This is a genomic window from Ideonella sp. (assembly GCF_041918995.1).
GTDB lineage: Bacteria > Pseudomonadota > Gammaproteobacteria > Burkholderiales > Burkholderiaceae_C > Ideonella.
Genome location: NZ_JAYRUN010000023.1, coordinates 21,782 through 37,403, shown reverse-complemented (window position 1 = coordinate 37,403; position 15,622 = coordinate 21,782). Strand labels below are relative to the sequence as shown.

General features: G+C 71.1%; 15 protein-coding genes. 5 read left to right on the top strand and 10 right to left on the bottom strand.

Annotated features, from left to right (window positions below; all coding sequences use genetic code 11):
* Nucleotides 1–22 precede the first annotated feature (22 nt).
* Nucleotides 23–2,944, bottom strand: coding sequence for an EAL domain-containing protein (locus ACE3UN_RS17660; protein ID WP_374676302.1), 2,922 nt, complete (start codon nt 2,942–2,944; stop codon nt 23–25).
* A gap of 141 nt (nt 2,945–3,085) precedes the next feature.
* Here ACE3UN_RS17660 and ACE3UN_RS17655 point away from each other — a divergent pair, with 141 nt between their 5' ends.
* Both ACE3UN_RS17655 and deoC read left to right on the top strand, forming a co-directional pair.
* Complete coding sequence (locus tag ACE3UN_RS17655; protein WP_374676301.1) at nt 3,086–3,958, top strand: purine-nucleoside phosphorylase; 873 nt, start codon at nt 3,086–3,088, stop codon at nt 3,956–3,958.
* A complete protein-coding gene (gene deoC, locus ACE3UN_RS17650) occupies nt 3,955–4,689 on the top strand; it encodes a deoxyribose-phosphate aldolase (RefSeq protein ID WP_374676300.1) in 735 nt (244 codons plus the stop codon). Before ACE3UN_RS17655 ends, deoC begins: the two co-directional genes overlap by 4 nt.
* Before the next feature lie 96 nt (nt 4,690–4,785).
* Here deoC and ACE3UN_RS17645 read toward each other — a convergent pair whose 3' ends face one another.
* The 8 genes from ACE3UN_RS17645 to ACE3UN_RS17610 all read right to left on the bottom strand — a co-directional run bounded on the left by ACE3UN_RS17645 (nt 4,786) and on the right by ACE3UN_RS17610 (nt 11,309).
* Complete coding sequence (locus ACE3UN_RS17645; RefSeq protein ID WP_374676299.1) at nt 4,786–5,337, bottom strand: porin family protein; 552 nt, start codon at nt 5,335–5,337, stop codon at nt 4,786–4,788.
* Nucleotides 5,338–5,520: 183 nt separating this feature from the next.
* Nucleotides 5,521–6,153: a protein phosphatase CheZ gene (locus ACE3UN_RS17640; protein ID WP_374676298.1), complete on the bottom strand. Its 633-nt coding sequence runs from the start codon at nt 6,151–6,153 to the stop codon at nt 5,521–5,523.
* A 17-nt stretch (nt 6,154–6,170) separates the two neighbouring features.
* Complete coding sequence (cheY, locus tag ACE3UN_RS17635) at nt 6,171–6,566, bottom strand: chemotaxis response regulator CheY (protein WP_374676297.1); 396 nt, start codon at nt 6,564–6,566, stop codon at nt 6,171–6,173.
* A 33-nt stretch (nt 6,567–6,599) separates the two neighbouring features.
* Nucleotides 6,600–7,532 carry a flagellar motor protein MotB gene (gene motB / locus ACE3UN_RS17630; protein WP_374676296.1) on the bottom strand — a complete coding sequence of 311 codons (933 nt, stop codon included), beginning with the start codon at nt 7,530–7,532 and terminating at the stop codon, nt 6,600–6,602.
* An 18-nt stretch (nt 7,533–7,550) separates the two neighbouring features.
* The gene (gene motA / locus ACE3UN_RS17625) at nt 7,551–8,411 is read right to left on the bottom strand and encodes a flagellar motor stator protein MotA (protein ID WP_374676295.1); all 861 of its coding nucleotides are present in this window, start codon (nt 8,409–8,411) and stop codon (nt 7,551–7,553) included.
* A 364-nt stretch (nt 8,412–8,775) separates the two neighbouring features.
* Nucleotides 8,776–9,357, bottom strand: coding sequence for a flagellar transcriptional regulator FlhC (flhC, locus tag ACE3UN_RS17620; RefSeq protein ID WP_374676294.1), 582 nt, complete (start codon nt 9,355–9,357; stop codon nt 8,776–8,778).
* 206 nt (nt 9,358–9,563) lie between these two features.
* A complete protein-coding gene (gene flhD / locus ACE3UN_RS17615) occupies nt 9,564–9,887 on the bottom strand; it encodes a flagellar transcriptional regulator FlhD (protein WP_374676293.1) in 324 nt (107 codons plus the stop codon).
* A 222-nt stretch (nt 9,888–10,109) separates the two neighbouring features.
* On the bottom strand, nt 10,110–11,309 hold the full coding sequence (locus ACE3UN_RS17610; RefSeq protein ID WP_374676292.1) for a hypothetical protein: 1,200 nt from the start codon (nt 11,307–11,309) through the stop codon (nt 10,110–10,112).
* Between the two features lie 211 nt (nt 11,310–11,520).
* Between ACE3UN_RS17610 and glf the strand changes: the two genes are divergently transcribed.
* Genes glf through ACE3UN_RS17595 form a run of 3 tightly spaced genes read left to right on the top strand, consistent with a single transcriptional unit; the run spans nt 11,521 to nt 14,715 of the window.
* Nucleotides 11,521–12,654, top strand: a complete 1,134-nt coding sequence (glf, locus tag ACE3UN_RS17605) for a UDP-galactopyranose mutase (protein ID WP_374676291.1) — start codon at nt 11,521–11,523, stop codon at nt 12,652–12,654.
* Nucleotides 12,655–12,698: 44 nt separating this feature from the next.
* Entirely contained in the window at nt 12,699–14,036 is a 1,338-nt protein-coding gene (locus tag ACE3UN_RS17600; protein ID WP_374676290.1) for a hypothetical protein, read from the top strand.
* The gene (locus ACE3UN_RS17595) at nt 14,029–14,715 is read left to right on the top strand and encodes a class I SAM-dependent methyltransferase (RefSeq protein ID WP_374676289.1); all 687 of its coding nucleotides are present in this window, start codon (nt 14,029–14,031) and stop codon (nt 14,713–14,715) included. The genes ACE3UN_RS17600 and ACE3UN_RS17595 overlap by 8 nt, the downstream gene beginning before the upstream one ends.
* Nucleotides 14,716–14,785: 70 nt before the next feature.
* Here the strand turns inward: ACE3UN_RS17595 and ACE3UN_RS17590 are convergent, their stop codons facing one another.
* Nucleotides 14,786–15,622, bottom strand: a complete 837-nt coding sequence (locus ACE3UN_RS17590) for a hypothetical protein (RefSeq protein WP_374676288.1) — start codon at nt 15,620–15,622, stop codon at nt 14,786–14,788.

The following is a 15,622-nucleotide window of genomic DNA, read 5'->3' as shown; positions in this document are numbered from 1 at the left end:
GGGCGATGCTACGCGCGCGGCCTCAGGCCGGCGTGGGGGGCGTGGCGGCGGGTTCGGGTGGTGCCACCGCATGCCCCGCGCCAGCGGCGTGGCGGCGCTCGAACTCCTCGATGGGCAGCGGGCGGCCGAACAGCCAGCCCTGCGCGGCGCCGCAGCCCCAGGCGCGCAGGGCATCGCGCTGCTCGAGCGTCTCGACGCCCTCGGCCAGCACCTCCAGCCCGAGGCTGCGCGCCATGCCGATGATGGCCTGCACGATCACCGCCTCGGTGCGCCGGCCGAGCATGTTGGCCACGAAGCTGCGGTCGATCTTCAGCTGGTCCAGCGGCAGACGGCCCAGGTAGGCCAGCGAGGACTGGCCGGTGCCGAAGTCGTCGATGGACAGCGAGACGCCCAGGTCGCGCAGCGCCCCCATCTTGGCGGCCGTGTCCACGAGGTCGTCGAGCACCACGGATTCCGTCAGCTCCAGGCACAGGCGGCTGGGGTCGGCGCCCGTGCTGGCGAGCGCGTCGCGCACCCGGTCCACGAAGTCGGGCTGGCGGAACTGCCGCGCGCTCACGTTGACGGCCAGCGTGAGTTCGCGTGCCGCGTCGCTCCAGGCCCAGCGCCGCAGCTGCCGGCATGCCGACACCAGCACCCATTGCCCGATCGGCACGATGAGGTCGGTGTCCTCCGCCAGCGGGATGAAGTCCGCCGGCGGCACCACGCCGCGGCGCGGGTGGTGCCAGCGCAGCAGGGCCTCGGCGCCCATCGCGCTGCCGTTGACGTCCACCTGCACCTGGTAGACCAGGCGGAACTCCTCGCGTTCCAGCGCCGCGCGCAGGTCGGCCTCCAGGGCCACCCGCTCGGCCATGGCCGCATGCGTGGCCGGGTCGAAGAAGCGGATCGTGTTGCGGCCGCAGCGCTTGGCCTCGTACATGGCCGTGTCGGCGCGCTTGAGCAGCTCGTCCGCCTCGGCGTCGGCGGCCTCGCCGGCCAGCAGGGCGATGCCGATGCTGGGCGTGCAGTGCCAGCCCTGCTCGTCCACCGGGTAGGGCTGCGCCAGCGCCGCGCGGATCTTCTCCGCGACCATCTCCGCCTCGGCGGCCGCGCGCTCGGGGCTGGCGCTCAGGTCGGGCAGGATCACCACGAACTCGTCCCCCCCGAGGCGCGCCACGGTGTCGGCCGCGCGCACGCAGGCGCGCAGCCGGTGGGCCACCTCCTGCAGCAGGCGGTCGCCCACGTCGTGCCCGCGCGTGTCGTTCAGCGCCTTGAAGTGGTCCAGATCGATGAACAGCACCGCCAGCGGCCGGCGTTCGCGCGCCGCGTGGGCCAGCGCCTGCCCGAGCCGGTCGCGCATCAGGCGCCGGTTGGGCAGCTCGGTCAGGGGGTCGTAGAAGGCCAGCTGGTGGATGGTCTCGTCGGCCTGCTTCTTCTGCGTGATGTCGGCGAACACCGCCACGTAGTTGGCCACCTGGCCGTCCTCGTCGAGCACCGCGGTGATGCTGAGCCATTCGGGATACAGCTCGCCGTTCTTGCGCCGGTTCCAGATCTCGCCCTGCCAATGGCGATCGCGCTGCAGCACCGCCCACAGCCCGCGGTAGAACGCCTCGTCGTGCCGCCCCGAGCGCAGCAGCCGGCCGGTGACCTGCCCCACGGCCTCGGCCTCGCTGTAGCCGGTGATGCGGGTGAACGCCGGGTTCACCTTGAGGATCACCTGGCGGGCGTCGGTGATCACCACCGCGTCGCCCGCATCGAAGGCGATGGCCGCGATGCGCTGGTCGGCCAGGGCGCGGCGGCGCTCGGTGATGTCGGTGCCCACCATCACGAAGCCGGCGCGCTCGCCCGTCTGGCCGTGCAGCGGCTGCACGTCCAGGTCCAGCCAGAGCTCGCCGCCGTCGCGGCGCTGCGCCGCCAGGGTGACGCGCACGCCGTGGCCGGCCTCCAGCGCGCGCAGCAGTCGCGCGGCGGCGGTCTCGGCCGCGCCGGTGTCGGCCGACGCGGCCCGCTGGCCGCGCAGCAGGGCCACCGGCTCCTGGCCGCGGGCCTCGTCGGGCGCGTGGCCGGTCAGGCGCGCGAAGGCGTCGTTCACCCAGGTGATGCGGCGCGTCTCGTCGGTGACGATCACCAGGTTGGAGGTGAGCTCGGACACCAGGGCCAGGCGTTCCAGCGCGAGCGACTGCGTGGCCAGGCGGCGGTACTGGCGGCGCACCGCACGCGCCGCGGGCTCGGCCATGACGATGGCCACCGTCACCATCAGCAGCACGGTGAAGGCCGCCCACACCTTGGCGCGGTCCACCTGCTCCTGGTGGCGGCTGTCGGCCGCGGCCCGCACCGCGTCCACCAGCGCCTGCGCCGCGTCCAGCGCCAGCTCGGCGTCGGCGTGCAGCGCCTTCTCCACCGCAGGCGCCAGGTCGGGCCCCGCCTCCAGCAGCTCGGCGATGCGCCGCCAGAGCCGGGTGCGGGTGGCATGCCATTGCTCGGCCGCCACCTGCAGGGGCGCGCCATCCGGGCCGAGGTCGGCGGCGAGCTCGTCCACCCGACGGGACAGGTCCTCGGCGCGCTCGCGGGCGTCGTGCAGGCCGGCGCGCAGGGTGTCGCGGTAGTCCGGCTCGTCCGGGGATGCATGGGCGGCCAGGGTGGACAGGCGCGCGAGACGCTGGCTGAGCATGCGCTGGGCGCCGGCCATGTCGGCCAGCTGCGCATCGGCCAGGCGCTGGCGCTCGCGGTGGTCGGCGTGCCAGGCCTGGGTGGCGGCGTGCACGCCGGAGGCCACCAGCACGGTGTACATGGCCACCCGCACACGCCAGTGGGCCGCGGCGCCGTCATGCAGCGCCGTCAGGCGCCGCCGCGGCGCGGCGCGTTCGGCCAGGCGCCGCACGAAGGCGCTGGACAGCTGCACCGTGGCGGCCAGCAGGGCCACCAGCAGGCTGGCGGCGAGCAACAGATCGGCGCCAATGGTCGTCACGTGGTGTGTCTCCTGGGTGACATGCCGGCGCTGGCTGCCCCCTTGTCGTTTGCCGGCCCCTCCGGCCTCCTGCGACTATACGGGGGCCGGTGTTGACGAGCGTCGGAAAATGGCGTCCTTTCCCCCACCGTTCCGCGCACCGTGACCCTGCCCCCCCCGCCTGGCTTCCCGGACGACGACGCGCACCGGGCCGCCGCCCGGCTGCGCCAGGCCTGGGGCGCGCGGGCGCCGCACACGGCCGTGCTGCTCGGCTCCGGCTGGGCGGGCCTGGTGGGCCGCCTGCAGGCGCCGCAGGCCGTGGACTACGCGGACCTGCCGGGCTTCGTGCCGCCTACCGTGGCCGGGCATGCGGGCCGCGTGGTGGTGGGCCAGCTGCCCGGGGCGCCGGCCACGCAGCCGCCGGTGGTGGTGCTGTGCGGCCGCAGCCATGCCTACGAGCACGGCGACGCCGCGGCCATGAAGGGTGCGATCCGCGCGCTGGCGGCCGCGGGCCTGCGCACCCTGGTGCAGACGAACGCCGCGGGCAGCCTGCATCCGGCCATGGGGCCCGGGCAGGTGATGCTGGTGGCCGACCACCTGAACCTGGTGCAGCGCACGCCGCTGTGGGGCGAGCGGGGCGATCACCGTTTCGTGGACCTGGCCGACGCCTACGACGCCGGGCTGCGCGCGCAGGCCCAGGCCGCGGTGCAGGCGGGCGGCGGCGGCCCGCTGCACGAGGGCGTGTACGCCTGGATGATGGGTCCGCAGTTCGAGACGCCGGCGGAGATCCGCATGCTGCAGCGCCTGGGCGCCGACGCGGTGGGCATGAGTACCGTGCCGGAGACCATCCTGGCGCGCCATGCGGGGCTGCGTGTGCTGGCGCTGTCGCTCATCACCAACCTGGGCTGCGGGCTGGACAGCGGGCACTTGAGCCATGCGCAGACCCTGCGGACGGCCGCCGACGCGAGCGAGCGGGCGGTGGACCTGCTCGTGGCCGTCCTGACCGCACTGCACCGCAGGCAAGACACCGCATGACCCCCCTCGCGCGGCAGGCCCTGGCCTGCCTGGACCTCACCCGGCTGGACGACGCCTGCACCGAGGCCGACGTGGACGCCCTGTGCCAGCGGGCCTGCACGCCGTTCGGCCCGGTGGCGGCGGTGTGCGTGTGGCCGCGGTTCGTGGCGCGGGCCCGCGCCCGGGTGCCGGCGGCCGTTCGCGTGGCGGCGGTGGCCAACTTCCCGGCGGGCGGCACGGACGTGGCGGCGGTCCAGGCAGAGGTGGGCCGCATCGCCGATGCCGGCGGTGACGAGGTGGACCTGGTGCTGCCCTGGCGCGCGCTGCGGGCGGGCGACCTGGCGGCCTGCGCGCGCCTGGTGGCGGCCGCTCGCCGCGCGGCCGGCCCGCTGGGCCTGAAGGTCATCCTGGAGACCGGCGAGCTCGCCACCGCGGCGCACATCGCGGCGGCGAGCCGGCTGGCGCTGGCCGAAGGGGCCGATTTCCTCAAGACCAGCACCGGCCGCGTGCCCGTGGGCGCCACCCCGCAGGCCGCGGCAGTGATGCTGGCCGAGATCGCCGCCGATCCCGCGGCACGCCATCGCGTGGGCTTCAAGGCCTCGGGCGGCGTGCGCACGCTCGCCGAGGCGGCGGGCTACCTGCAGCAGGTGGCGCAGGTGCTGGGCACGGAGGCGGTGACCCCCGCGCGCTGCCGCCTGGGCGCCAGCGCGCTGCTGGACGAACTGCTGACGGCCCTGGCACCGGCCGGTTGATGGCCCGCACGGGCCGGCCACGGCCCTCAGGCCAAAGAAAAAGGGGGCGGCCCGAGGGCCGCCCCCTTGGTCGTAGCAGGGCCACGACGGCGTCGGTCAGAAGTCGAAGCGCAGGCCCACGGTCAGGGCGCTGAGGTCGGTCTTCTCGCCTTCCAGCTCGGCCTTGGTCATCTCGTAGCCGGCCTGCAGCTTGAGGGTCTTGGACAGGGCGAAGTCGGCGCCGATGCCGAAGTAGGGCTGGGTGTTGGTTTCGGAGGTGGAGCCGGACAGGCCCTCGAACGTGGCGTCGGCCTTGGTCTTCAGGCTGGCGATGCCGGCGCGGAAGTTCAGGCCCCAGGCGTCGGCAAGCGGCAGGCGGTAGGCCAGGCCCAGCTGGAAGCCGGAGACGCGCATCGACAGGCTGACGCCCGGGTCGGCGGCCTTGGCCTTGCCGTAGTCCACGTAGGCGAGCTCGGCCGACAGGTTGTCGTAGAAGCCGTAGCCACCGGTCAGGCGGAAGGTGGTGCCCGAGTCGTCGCAGGTGGCGGCGCCGTCGCACTCGAGGTCGACGCTGGACACGCCGGCGTCGGCGCTGACATAACCCTGCGCCATGGCGCCGGTGGTGAACAGGGTGGCGACCAGCGCCAGGATGGATGCAGTCTTCTTCATGGTGAATGGAGTGTCGAAAGTCACTGCCTCCCTGGGCAGCCCGCCCATTGTCCGGGGGGGCCGTGTCACTTCCGGGTAGGCCATGCGATCCGGCGGTTGTTCGTGGCGCATGCGCCACAAGGACGTCGGCCCACCAACGACAACGCGCCCCGCAGGGCGCGTCGTGAGGGTGAGGCCCGGCCTTCAGAACCCCAGGCTGGCCAGCAGGTCGTCGACCTCGCTCTGGTTGCTCACCACGTCGGTGCGGCCCTCCGGGTTGACCACCGGGCCGTGCAGCACGTTCGGGTCCACCTTCTCGCGCTGCTCCGGCGGCACCACCTGCACCAGCAGCTTCACCAGGCTGTCCTCCAGGTCGTTCGCCAGGGACACGACCTTGGCCACCACCTGGCCGGTCAGGTCGTGGAAGTCCTGGGCCATCATGATGTCGGTCAGGTGGCCGTCGATGCGCGAGGTGCGCTGCTCGACGTCCTGCACGAAGTTCATCACGGCGCCGCTGGCGACCGTGCGCACCGGGTCGGCCACGATGGCCTTGGCCAGCGCCCGCGTGGCCTCGTTGATCTCGGCGTGCTCGGCCTTGGCCAGGTCCACCGAGTTCAGCACCTTGTTGGCGGCATCGGCCGTCTTGTTGGCGATGTAGGTCAGCCGGCTGCGCGCGTCGGGCAGGCCGTCGGTGGCCACCTGCAGCTTGGGCATCACACCCAGCTGCTGCATGGTGTCGTGCAGCACGCGGGTGATGTTGCCGAGTTGCTGGAACACCTCGGGCGAGACCATCAGGGGCTCGGCGGGCGTCAGCGAGGTCAGGTCTTCCATCTTCATGGTGGTCTCCCTTGGCTTCAGGCCGTCGCCGCGAGCTTCTGCATGATCTTCTGGACCTTCTCTTCCAGCGTCGCCTTGGTGAAAGGCTTGACGATGTAGCCGGCCGCGCCGCTCTGGGCGGCCAGCACGATGTCTTCCTTGCGGGCCTCGGCCGTCACCATCAGCACCGGCAGGTGCTTGAGCGAGTCGTCGGCCTTGATGGCCTTGAGCAGCTCGAAGCCGTTCATGTTGGGCATGTTGATGTCGCTGACCACGAAGTCGAACTTGCTCTGCTTGAGCATGTTCAGGGCGACCTGGCCGTCCTCGGCCTCCTCGCAGTTGTTGCAGCCCATCTCCTTGAGCAGGCCCCGCACGATGCGACGCATGGTCGAGAAGTCGTCGACGACAAGGAATTTCAGGTCACTCTGGTTCATGGCGGTCCTCGGCAGGGTTTGAGGCGTTATCGGTCAGGGCGCGGCGGGACTTGAGGCCGCGGCCTCTGCCTCGGTGGGGTCGGTGGCGGGCTCGAGCTCGGTGCGGAACACACGCTCTTCCGCCTCGCGGTTCATCACGATGATGCTGATGCGGCGGTTGGCCGGGCTGTAGGGGTCCTGGCGGTCGAAGGGCTGGCTGTAGGCCAGGCCCTGTACCCGCAGCACCCGGTTCTCGGCCAGTCCGCCGGCCAGCAGCTCGCGGCGCGAGGCGTTGGCGCGGTCGGCCGAGAGCTCCCAGTTGCTGTAGCCCCGTTCGCCGCCGGCAAACGCCTGGGCGTCGGTGTGGCCCTCCAGCGTGAGCAGGTTGGGCACCTCGGTCAGGATGGCGCCGATGGCCTGCAGCAGCTCGCGCATGTAGGGCTGCACCACGGCGCTGCCGCTGGCGAACATGGGCCGGTTCTGCTCGTCCACGATCTGGATGCGCAGCCCGTCGCGGGTCATGTCGAGCCGGATCTGGGAGGACATTGCGCGCAGCTTCTCGCTGGCGCCGATCTTCTCTTCGATGGTGTTCTTGATCTCGTTCAGGCGCGCCATCTCGGCGCGGCGCTGCTCGGCCTTCAGGGCGGCCAGGTTGATGGTGCGCTTGGGCGCGTCCACGTCGCCGCGCTTGATCTGGCCCTGGCTGCGGGTGAGGTCCTCGCCGCCGCCCTTGACCACGTGCGAGGCGTCGCCCGAGCCCGCGCCACCGGCCAGCGCCACCTTCATGGGCGAGGCGAAGTAGTCGGCGATGCCCTTCTTGTCGCCCTCGGTGGTGCTGCCCAGCAGCCACATGAGCAGGAAGAACGCCATCATGGCCGTCACGAAGTCGGCGTAGGCGATCTTCCAGGCGCCGCCGTGGGCGGCATGGCCGCCCTTCTTGACGCGCTTGACGATGATGGGCTGGAGCTTCTTGGCGTCACCGGCCATGGTGGTCGACCCTCCCGCTCACTTCTTTCCCTTGACGTGGCTTTCCAGCTCGCCGAAGGTGGGGCGCTCGGTGGAGTACAGCACCTTGCGGCCGAACTCGATGGCCACCTGCGGCGCATAGCCCTGCATGGAGGCCAGCAGCGTGGTCTTGATGCACTGCAGCTCCTTGCCGTCCTCGTCGATCTTCTGCTCCATCAGGCCGGCCAGCGGCTCGGCGAAGCCGTAGGCCAGCAGGATGCCCAGGAAGGTGCCGACCAGCGCCGAGCCGATCATGCCGCCCAGCACGGCGGGCGGCTGGCCCACCGAGCCCATGGTGTTCACCACGCCCAGCACCGCGGCCACGATGCCGAAGGCGGGCAGGGCGCCGGCCAGGCGGGCCACTGCGGCCGCCGCGGCGTGCGCCTCGGCGTGGTGGGTGTCCACCTCGCTGTCCATCAGCGACTCGATCTCGTGGGCGTTCAGGTTGCCCGACACCATCATGCGCAGGTAGTCGGTGATGAACTCCACCACGTGGTGGTCGTGCCCCACGGTGGGGAACTTCTGGAAGATGGGCGAGTTGTGCGGGTCCTCGACGTCCTTCTCGATGGACATCAGGCCTTCCTTGCGGGCCTTCTGCAGGATCTCGTAGAGCAGCGCGAGCAGTTCCATCGCGCGCGCCTTGCTGTACTTGCTGCCCTTGAAGCAGCCGCCCAGGCCCTTGAGCGTGGCCTTGAGCACCTTGGGCTGGTTGTTGGCCACGAAGGCGCCGATGGCGCCGCCGAAGATGGTGATCATCTCGAAGGGCAGCGCCTTCAGGATCACACCGATGTTGCCGCCGTGGACGATGTACACCCCGAAGATGCAACCGATGGCGACCAGCCAGCCGACGATGACGAACATGGTGTGACGGGGGAGGGGTGAGGCGGTGTTGTGGTTGTGCGCCCGCAGGTTCGTGCATGCGGTCGCTGTCCCGATATCGGCGGCAATGGACCGAAGCTTGAGGCCGCCGGCCGTTCCCGAAGGGCCGCGAAGCACCGCGGATGCCCCGCTTTTCCCCCGCACCAAGAAAAAGGCGGGCCGCCACTGGGGGTGGGCCCGCCGCAAGGCACGACGGGTCGTGCCAGGAGGAGACAAGCATGAACACAACAGATTCAGCTCGCCGTGGACATCGGCCGCCGGCCGCGGCGCTGAAGCGGCAAGGGGCCCGATGGGCCCCCTGATCCGGTAAGAGTTCGCAACCGGCGCCGCCAGCGCGCCGCGGGCGTCAGTCCATGTCGTGCGTCTCGACCTGGCGGCTGCTGGCGCTGGGCATCTGCAGGGCGCCCGCCTGGCGGCCCTTGCCGGCGCGTGCCGGCGGGTTGCACAGGCCGCAGACGAAGTGCTTGGCGATCTCGTGCGGGTGGGTCACGTAGTGGCCGGCGCACTTGTTGCACTTGGTCATGGTGAGCATGCCGTTGTCCACGAACTTCACCAAGCGCCAGGCGCGGGTGACCGACAGCATCGGCTCCAGGCCCTGGGCGGCGGTCTGCTCCAGGTACAGCTGGTAGGCCTTGATGATGGTGTCGATCTCCTCCATCTCGGAGGTCTTGTTCAGGTACTCGTGGATGTTCAGGAACAGGCTGGCGTGGATGTTCGGCTGCCAGGTCATGAACCAGTCGGTGGAGAAGGGCAGCTGGCCCTTGCTGGGCGACTTGCCCGCCACTTCCTTGTACAGGCGCAGCAGGCGCTCGTAGGACAGGTCGGTCTCCGACTCCAGCACCTGCAGGCGGGCGCCGAGCTGGATGAGCGTGACGGCACGCTCGATCTGACGGGCTTCGGTCAGGATGCTCTTGGTGCGGGTGGCCATGGTGTCCTCGATTCTTCTGGTGAACAACGCCTACCGAGCCGGCGCCGGGCCGCTCCCAAGGCGGCTCGGCAACCCCTCGGGGGTGGTCCTGCGTAGCCGCAGGACCGGGGCTGACAATCCTACCGAGCCGGCGCCGGGCCGCTCCCAAGGCGGCTCGGCAACCCCCCGGGGGTGGTCCTGCGTAGCCGCAGGACCGGGGCAGACATTCAGGCGGCTTCCTGGTGGCGGCCGGCCATCAGGATGGACGCGTGCAGGCGGCTGACGCTGTCATTGGCAGCCGACTTGCCGTGGTTGGTGAGCAGACTCCAGACCAGATCATCGTCCATGCGGAAGCGGCACAGCAGCGTGTTGCCGGTGGCGATCTTCATCATCTGCGCCGGCGTCAGCGTGGCGATCAGGTTGGCCGTCTCCTCCGACACGCCCAGGCGGAACAGGGCCTGCTCGCGGTCGGCGCGGATGAGGCTTTGCGCCAGCATCAGGTACGACAGGTTGGCTTCGCGGATCTCGGCCAGGATCTGTTGGGTGTCCATGATTCGTTCCTTCAGTGTCGGCGGCGGGTCGGGGTCGGTAGGAAGCAGGTGCTTCCTGGCATGGGTTGAACTGTAAGCACCGAAACAAGCCGGAAACATCGGTTCACTTCTGCCCCTGAAGTCCGCCTTTTTCCGCGCGCCGTGTCAGGCAAATTCCTACAAAGCCGCCGGGCGGCGTCCTACTCCCCGGCAGGCGCCATGCCCGCATCGAGCGCCCCGGGGTCAACGCGCCTCTTCTGGCGGGGCGGGCACGGCGACGCCGCTGGCGTCGTGAGACCACCACTTCTCATGCCACTCCATTGAAAACAGCATGCGGCCCTGGCTGTCAATGTCAGAGACCCACGTGCGCGCGTCGAACACCCGGCGCTTGAACCGGCTTGCCAGTTCCGTGACTTGCCACGCACCGTCCGGCTGGTGCTCCCAGGCGACGGCGATTGTCTGGCCGAGCCGGCCCGGCACACCGGCAGCGTCGCAATGTCCGACGATCAGGCTGTCGCGGCTGATCGCCGTGGCGGTGCAGCGGCGGTAGCCCTTGAACAGGGGCAGCTTCTGTACATGCTTGCCCATCGAGGGGTTCCAGTAGAAGGGGTGTCCATATCCCTCGTAGGAGCCATCGCCCACCACTTCGTCGCGGTCGTTCATGTCTCGCACCGCCCACACGAGGCCGAACTGCCTGTAGCCCGTCTCCGGGGACCAGAAGAACCCCACGTCCCGGTAGGTGCGCCGGTGCTGCACGCTGCCGCCCACATGGCCCAGGTTGTTGATGACGGATCCCAGCATGGCCTGGCCCCGCGGCGGGTTGGGCAGGAACTCCGGGGTACCGTCGGCCGACCAGACCACCGTCTGGCCGAAGTCGGCCCAGCCGTTTCCGTCCTCATCGACATCGTAGTAGCCGACCGCCTGGCCCGCTTCGTTGATGTCCAGGGCGTAGCTGCGCATGTTCGGGTAGGACGGCAAGGTGCTGGCCAGGTCCACGACGCCGCCGCTCGCCGGCCACTTCAGCGCCCGTGAGGTCGAGTCGCCCCAATACAGACCTCCGCGGAGTTGGTAGCCGACCGCATCGCCGGCCGGGCTGACGCCACGCGCGGTGCCGGAATGGAAGTCCGGCCCGGTCAACGCGAGCGTTTCGATGGGCCCGTGGGCCGTGGCGCGCATCGGCAGCTGGGTGTCGGCGAAGTGGCCCACCACCGTGCCATGCGCATTCATCCGGCGAGACACGATGCCAGCGTCGCGCGGCAATTCGCGCAGCCGGTAGTGATCCGCCACCCGGCCGTCGGCCGGGGCCGATGCACCCGCGGCGCCGGCCAGCCCATCGGCGGCCTGGGCCGCCAGGGAAAACAGGCTCACCGCGCCCAGGCCCAGCAGGCAAGCGCAGAGGTGGCGAAGAAGGCGGTGGCGGCGCGTCGAGCGGGTCAGTGGCATGCGGGTCTCCCTTGATGCGGCGCATGCTACGCAGGCCTCGCCTGGGCCGACACCCGCATCCATGGGGGTGGGCCGCCGGCGCGTCGTCACGGCGTCGCCCGCCGGTTTTCGGGCCCTTTTCCGCCGATCTGACCCCGGGCCCGCTTCCTAGACTGCCCCCACGCTCCCCACTCCGGGGCAGCCGTGCGCAGCCACAGGAACAGGAGGGCCCATGTCCGTGTTGATCGTCGGCGCTGGATTCGCCGGCGCCACCACCGCCCGCTGCTTGGCAGAAGCCGGGCACGACGTGCTGCTGATCGACCGGCGGCCGCATCTGGCGGGCAATGCCTTCGACCACCATGACGCGGCCGGCGTTTTGGTCCACGCCTACGGGCCGCACATCTTCCACACCCACAGCGAGAAGGTGTTCACCTGGCTGTCTCGCTTCACCGAGTGGCGGCCCTACGAGCACCGGGTGCTGGCGCGGGTGGGCGAGCAAGAGCTGCCCATCCCCATCAACCGGCGCACCATCAATGCGCTGTACGGGCTGGACCTGGACGAGGCCGGCGTGGCCGCGTTCCTCGAATCACGCCGCGAGCCGCGCGAGCCGCTGCGCACGTCGGAGGACGTGGTGCTCAATTCGGTGGGGCGCGACCTGTGCGACGCCTTCTTCCGCGGCTACACGCGCAAGCAGTGGGGCCTGGAGCTGTCCGAGCTGTCGGCGGGCGTGGCGGCGCGCATCCCCACCCGCACCAACGACGACGACCGCTACTTCACCGACACCTACCAGGCCATGCCGGCCGAGGGCTACACGCGCATGTTCGAGCGCATGCTCGACCACCCGCGCATCTCGCTGCGCCTGGGCACCGACTTCGAGCAGGTGCGGCACAGCCTGCCGCGCCGCTTCACGGTGTACACGGGGCCCATCGACGCCTACTTCGGCCACTGCCACGGCGCCTTGCCCTACCGCTCGCTGCGCTTCGAGCACGAGCACCTGGCGCATACGCCGCGCCACCAGGCCGTGGGCACCGTGAACTACCCCAACGACCACGACTACACCCGCGTCACCGAGTTCAAGCACCTGACCGGCCAGGTGCATCCGGGCACCTCCCTCGTGCGCGAGTACCCCTGCGCCGAGGGCGAGCCCTACTACCCCATTCCCCGGCCGGCCAACGAGGCGCTGTTCAAGCGCTACGAGGCCCTGGCCGAGGCCGAGCCGCACGTGCACTTCCTGGGCCGGCTGGCCCAGTACCGCTACTACAACATGGACCAGGTGGTGGCCTCGGCGCTGGCGCTGTCGCAGCGCCTGGTGCACGACTACCCCCTGGCCGGCGCGGCACCCGAGGCCTGCGCCGACGCTGCCTGACGCCCCCTTCGCCTTCGATCCATCCCGCCTGAGGAACCGCCGCCATGCGCTACACCACCATCGCCTGCCTCGACGACCTGATCCGCGAGCCGCACTGGCCGGCCAAGGAGCTGATGTACGACCTGGTCCGGGTGCCGGTGTTCCATGCCTGCGGCATGGACCTGGGCAAGTCGCCCCGCCGCGGCCAGCGCAACAACCTCAAGCCCGGCTTCGACGCGCAGCAGTTCCTGCGCCTGTGCGGGCCCGCGGGCGAGCAGGGTGACTGGGCGTCGCTGTACCTGCAGATTCCCGAGGCGGCGGCCCGCTACTTGGCGGCCCATGTCCCCGAAGGTGCGCTCATCGTCGGCTACGAGATGCCCGTGTGGCTGCGCACGCTGCTGGACAGCTGCCAGGTCGACTGGCTGGACATGCGGATGTCGCCGCTGCGCTTCGCCAGCGACCTGTACATGGCCTTCGCCACCAACAACCCCGAACTGCATGCGCGCATCCACCCGCACGCGCAGCGCATGGACGAGGTGTTCTCCGAAGCCGCGCTGATGGCCGCGCAGGTGCGCTGCCAGCAGCGCAGCCAGGCCACCGCGAGCCCGGTCGACGGGGCCTGGGTGTACATGGGGCAAACGGAGGCCGACGCGTCGCTCATCGACAGCCGGGGCCGCTTCGTGCGGGTGGCCGACCATGCCGACACGGTGCGGCAGGCGGTGGGTGACCTGCCGCTGTTCTACAAGCCGCATCCGGGCGCGCGCCGCTTCGCTGCCATCGAGCGCGAGGCGCTGGCGCAGCTGATGGGCCGGCCCGTGCCGGTGTGCAGCGTGGACACCTACGAGCTGCTGGCCGGCGAACGTCCGGTGGGCCTGATCGGCCTGACTTCCGGGGTGCTGCAGGAGGCGCAGTGGTTCGGCAAGTCCGCACTGAGCCTGAGCCCGCCGATCTGCCAGCCGGCCTTCGACGCGGCCTGGGCGCCCGGTGCCTACCTGCAGATCGCCTCCCACGACTTCCTCAGCGAGCCGCTGTGGGCCTCCATCCTGAACCCGGAGGGCCGCCGCGAGAAGCCGCTGGTGCACCCGCCGCGCGCCAACCACCTGCGCGAGTTGCACAACGTCTGGTGGGGGTATGCGAGCCATGCCGTTCGCCACAACGACCTGTACCGCCATGCCGCGGCCCTGTACGCCGGCAGTGCCGGCGGTGCGGGCGGTGCACGCGAGCAGCAGGCGCTGCGCAACGAGCTGGCCCAGGCCCATGCCCGCATCGAGAACCTGCGCCAGGAGATGGACGGCCTGAAGGACGCCCTGCGCGTGGTGCTGCGCCAGACAGCCACCCGCGCGCTGGCCCCCATCGCCACCGCATCCGCGGCGCGCGTGGCCGAGGAGGCCGACCATGGCTGAGCGCCAGGCGCCGGCCCGCCCGGCCCCCGACGGCTTCGACATCCTGGGCCTGAAGCGCCCGCAGTTCGCCGACGAGGCGCTGTGGAAGCTGCTGGCCGAGCACGACTTCGACTCGCTGCTCGACGTGGGCGGCGGGGCCGGCGAGCACAGCGAGGTGTTCCTGGCCTTCGGCAAGGACGTCACCACGGTCGACTACGGCAAGTCCGTGTACTTCGAGCGCCGCAGCCCGCTGCTGCAGTGCATCGTGGGCGACTTCAACACGCTGGAGCTGCCGCGCCGCTACGACTGCGTGTGGTGCAGCCACGTGCTGGAGCACCAGCTCGACCCGCACGGGTTCCTGCTGCGCCTGCACCGCGCCCTGGCAGAGGGCGGCGTGCTGGCGCTCACCGTGCCGCCGGCCAAGCACCAGATCGTCGGTGGCCACGTGAGCCTGTGGAACCCCGGCCTGCTGCTGTACCGGCTGGTGCTCGCCGGCTTCGACTGCCGCCAGGCGCGGGTTCACCAGTACGGCTACAACGTGTCGGTGCTGCTGGAAAAGCGCAGCATCACGGTGCCCGAGCTGGCCTATGACTGTGGCGACATCCGGCGCCTGAAGGCCTTCCTGCCGCCCAACCTGCCCTTCGCCAGCAATGCGCTGGACGACCCGTTCGACGGCAACTTCCGCTCGCTGAACTGGTGAGCGCGCGCAGGGCCGCTGCGGCCCCGGAGGCCGCAGCGGCCGCTGCCGGAGGCCGCGTTCCCGACGGCCGTCAGGCGACGGCCTGCGGCTGCGCCACCACCCCGTTGTAGGTGTCCACGTAGCGCTCCAGGCCCAGGCCCGCCGCGGTGGCCAGGAAGGGCTCGAGCGGCACGTCGGCCTGGCGTGTCCAGTCGGGCGAGGCATGCACGGGGGCGCCAAGGTCGATGCCGCCGTGGCCGCGCTCGCCGGCGCGGAAGGCCCGGTGCGCCTGCGGCAGACGGTCGTCCCACGGCAGGCCGAGCGTCTCGCACAACCAGGGCAGGACTTCGGCGTGGCGGTTGACGAAGTCCTCGTAGGGCAGGATGGGCTGGCCGGAGGCGGCGAGCTGCCGCGTCCGTGCGGCATAGAAGTGGAGGAACTGCTCGATGGGTGTGTCCAGCGCCTGCAGCTGCGCGCTCAGGTCGGCGTGCATGGCGTCGGCCCAGGCCAGCAGCCGCGGCAGCCGCCGGGCCTGCCAGTAGGCCAGGTGACGAGCCGGTTCGTCCGGCTCGCCCGCCTGCTGGGCGTCGTAGCGCCAGAGCGAGCAGAACATGGCGTAGGGGTTGCGCAGCAGCACCACGCCGCGCCAGTCGTGCAGCGGCTGGAACACGCCCTGCTTGAGCAGCAGGTGCGTCACCCGGTCGTCCAGCGGGCGGTCCAGCAGCGGCGCCACCGACGCGCGGTCGATCTCGTTGGCCGGCCACAGGCGCAGCAGGTTGAACAGCCGCATCTCGGCAGCCGTGTTGGTGGGCCACAGGTCGTGCACCACGTGCACCTGCGGATGCACTGCCAGCGTGCGCTGGAACAGCGTCTCGCCCGAGCGGGCCATGGACCCGAGCTGGATGATCTGGAGCACTGGCGCGGCCAT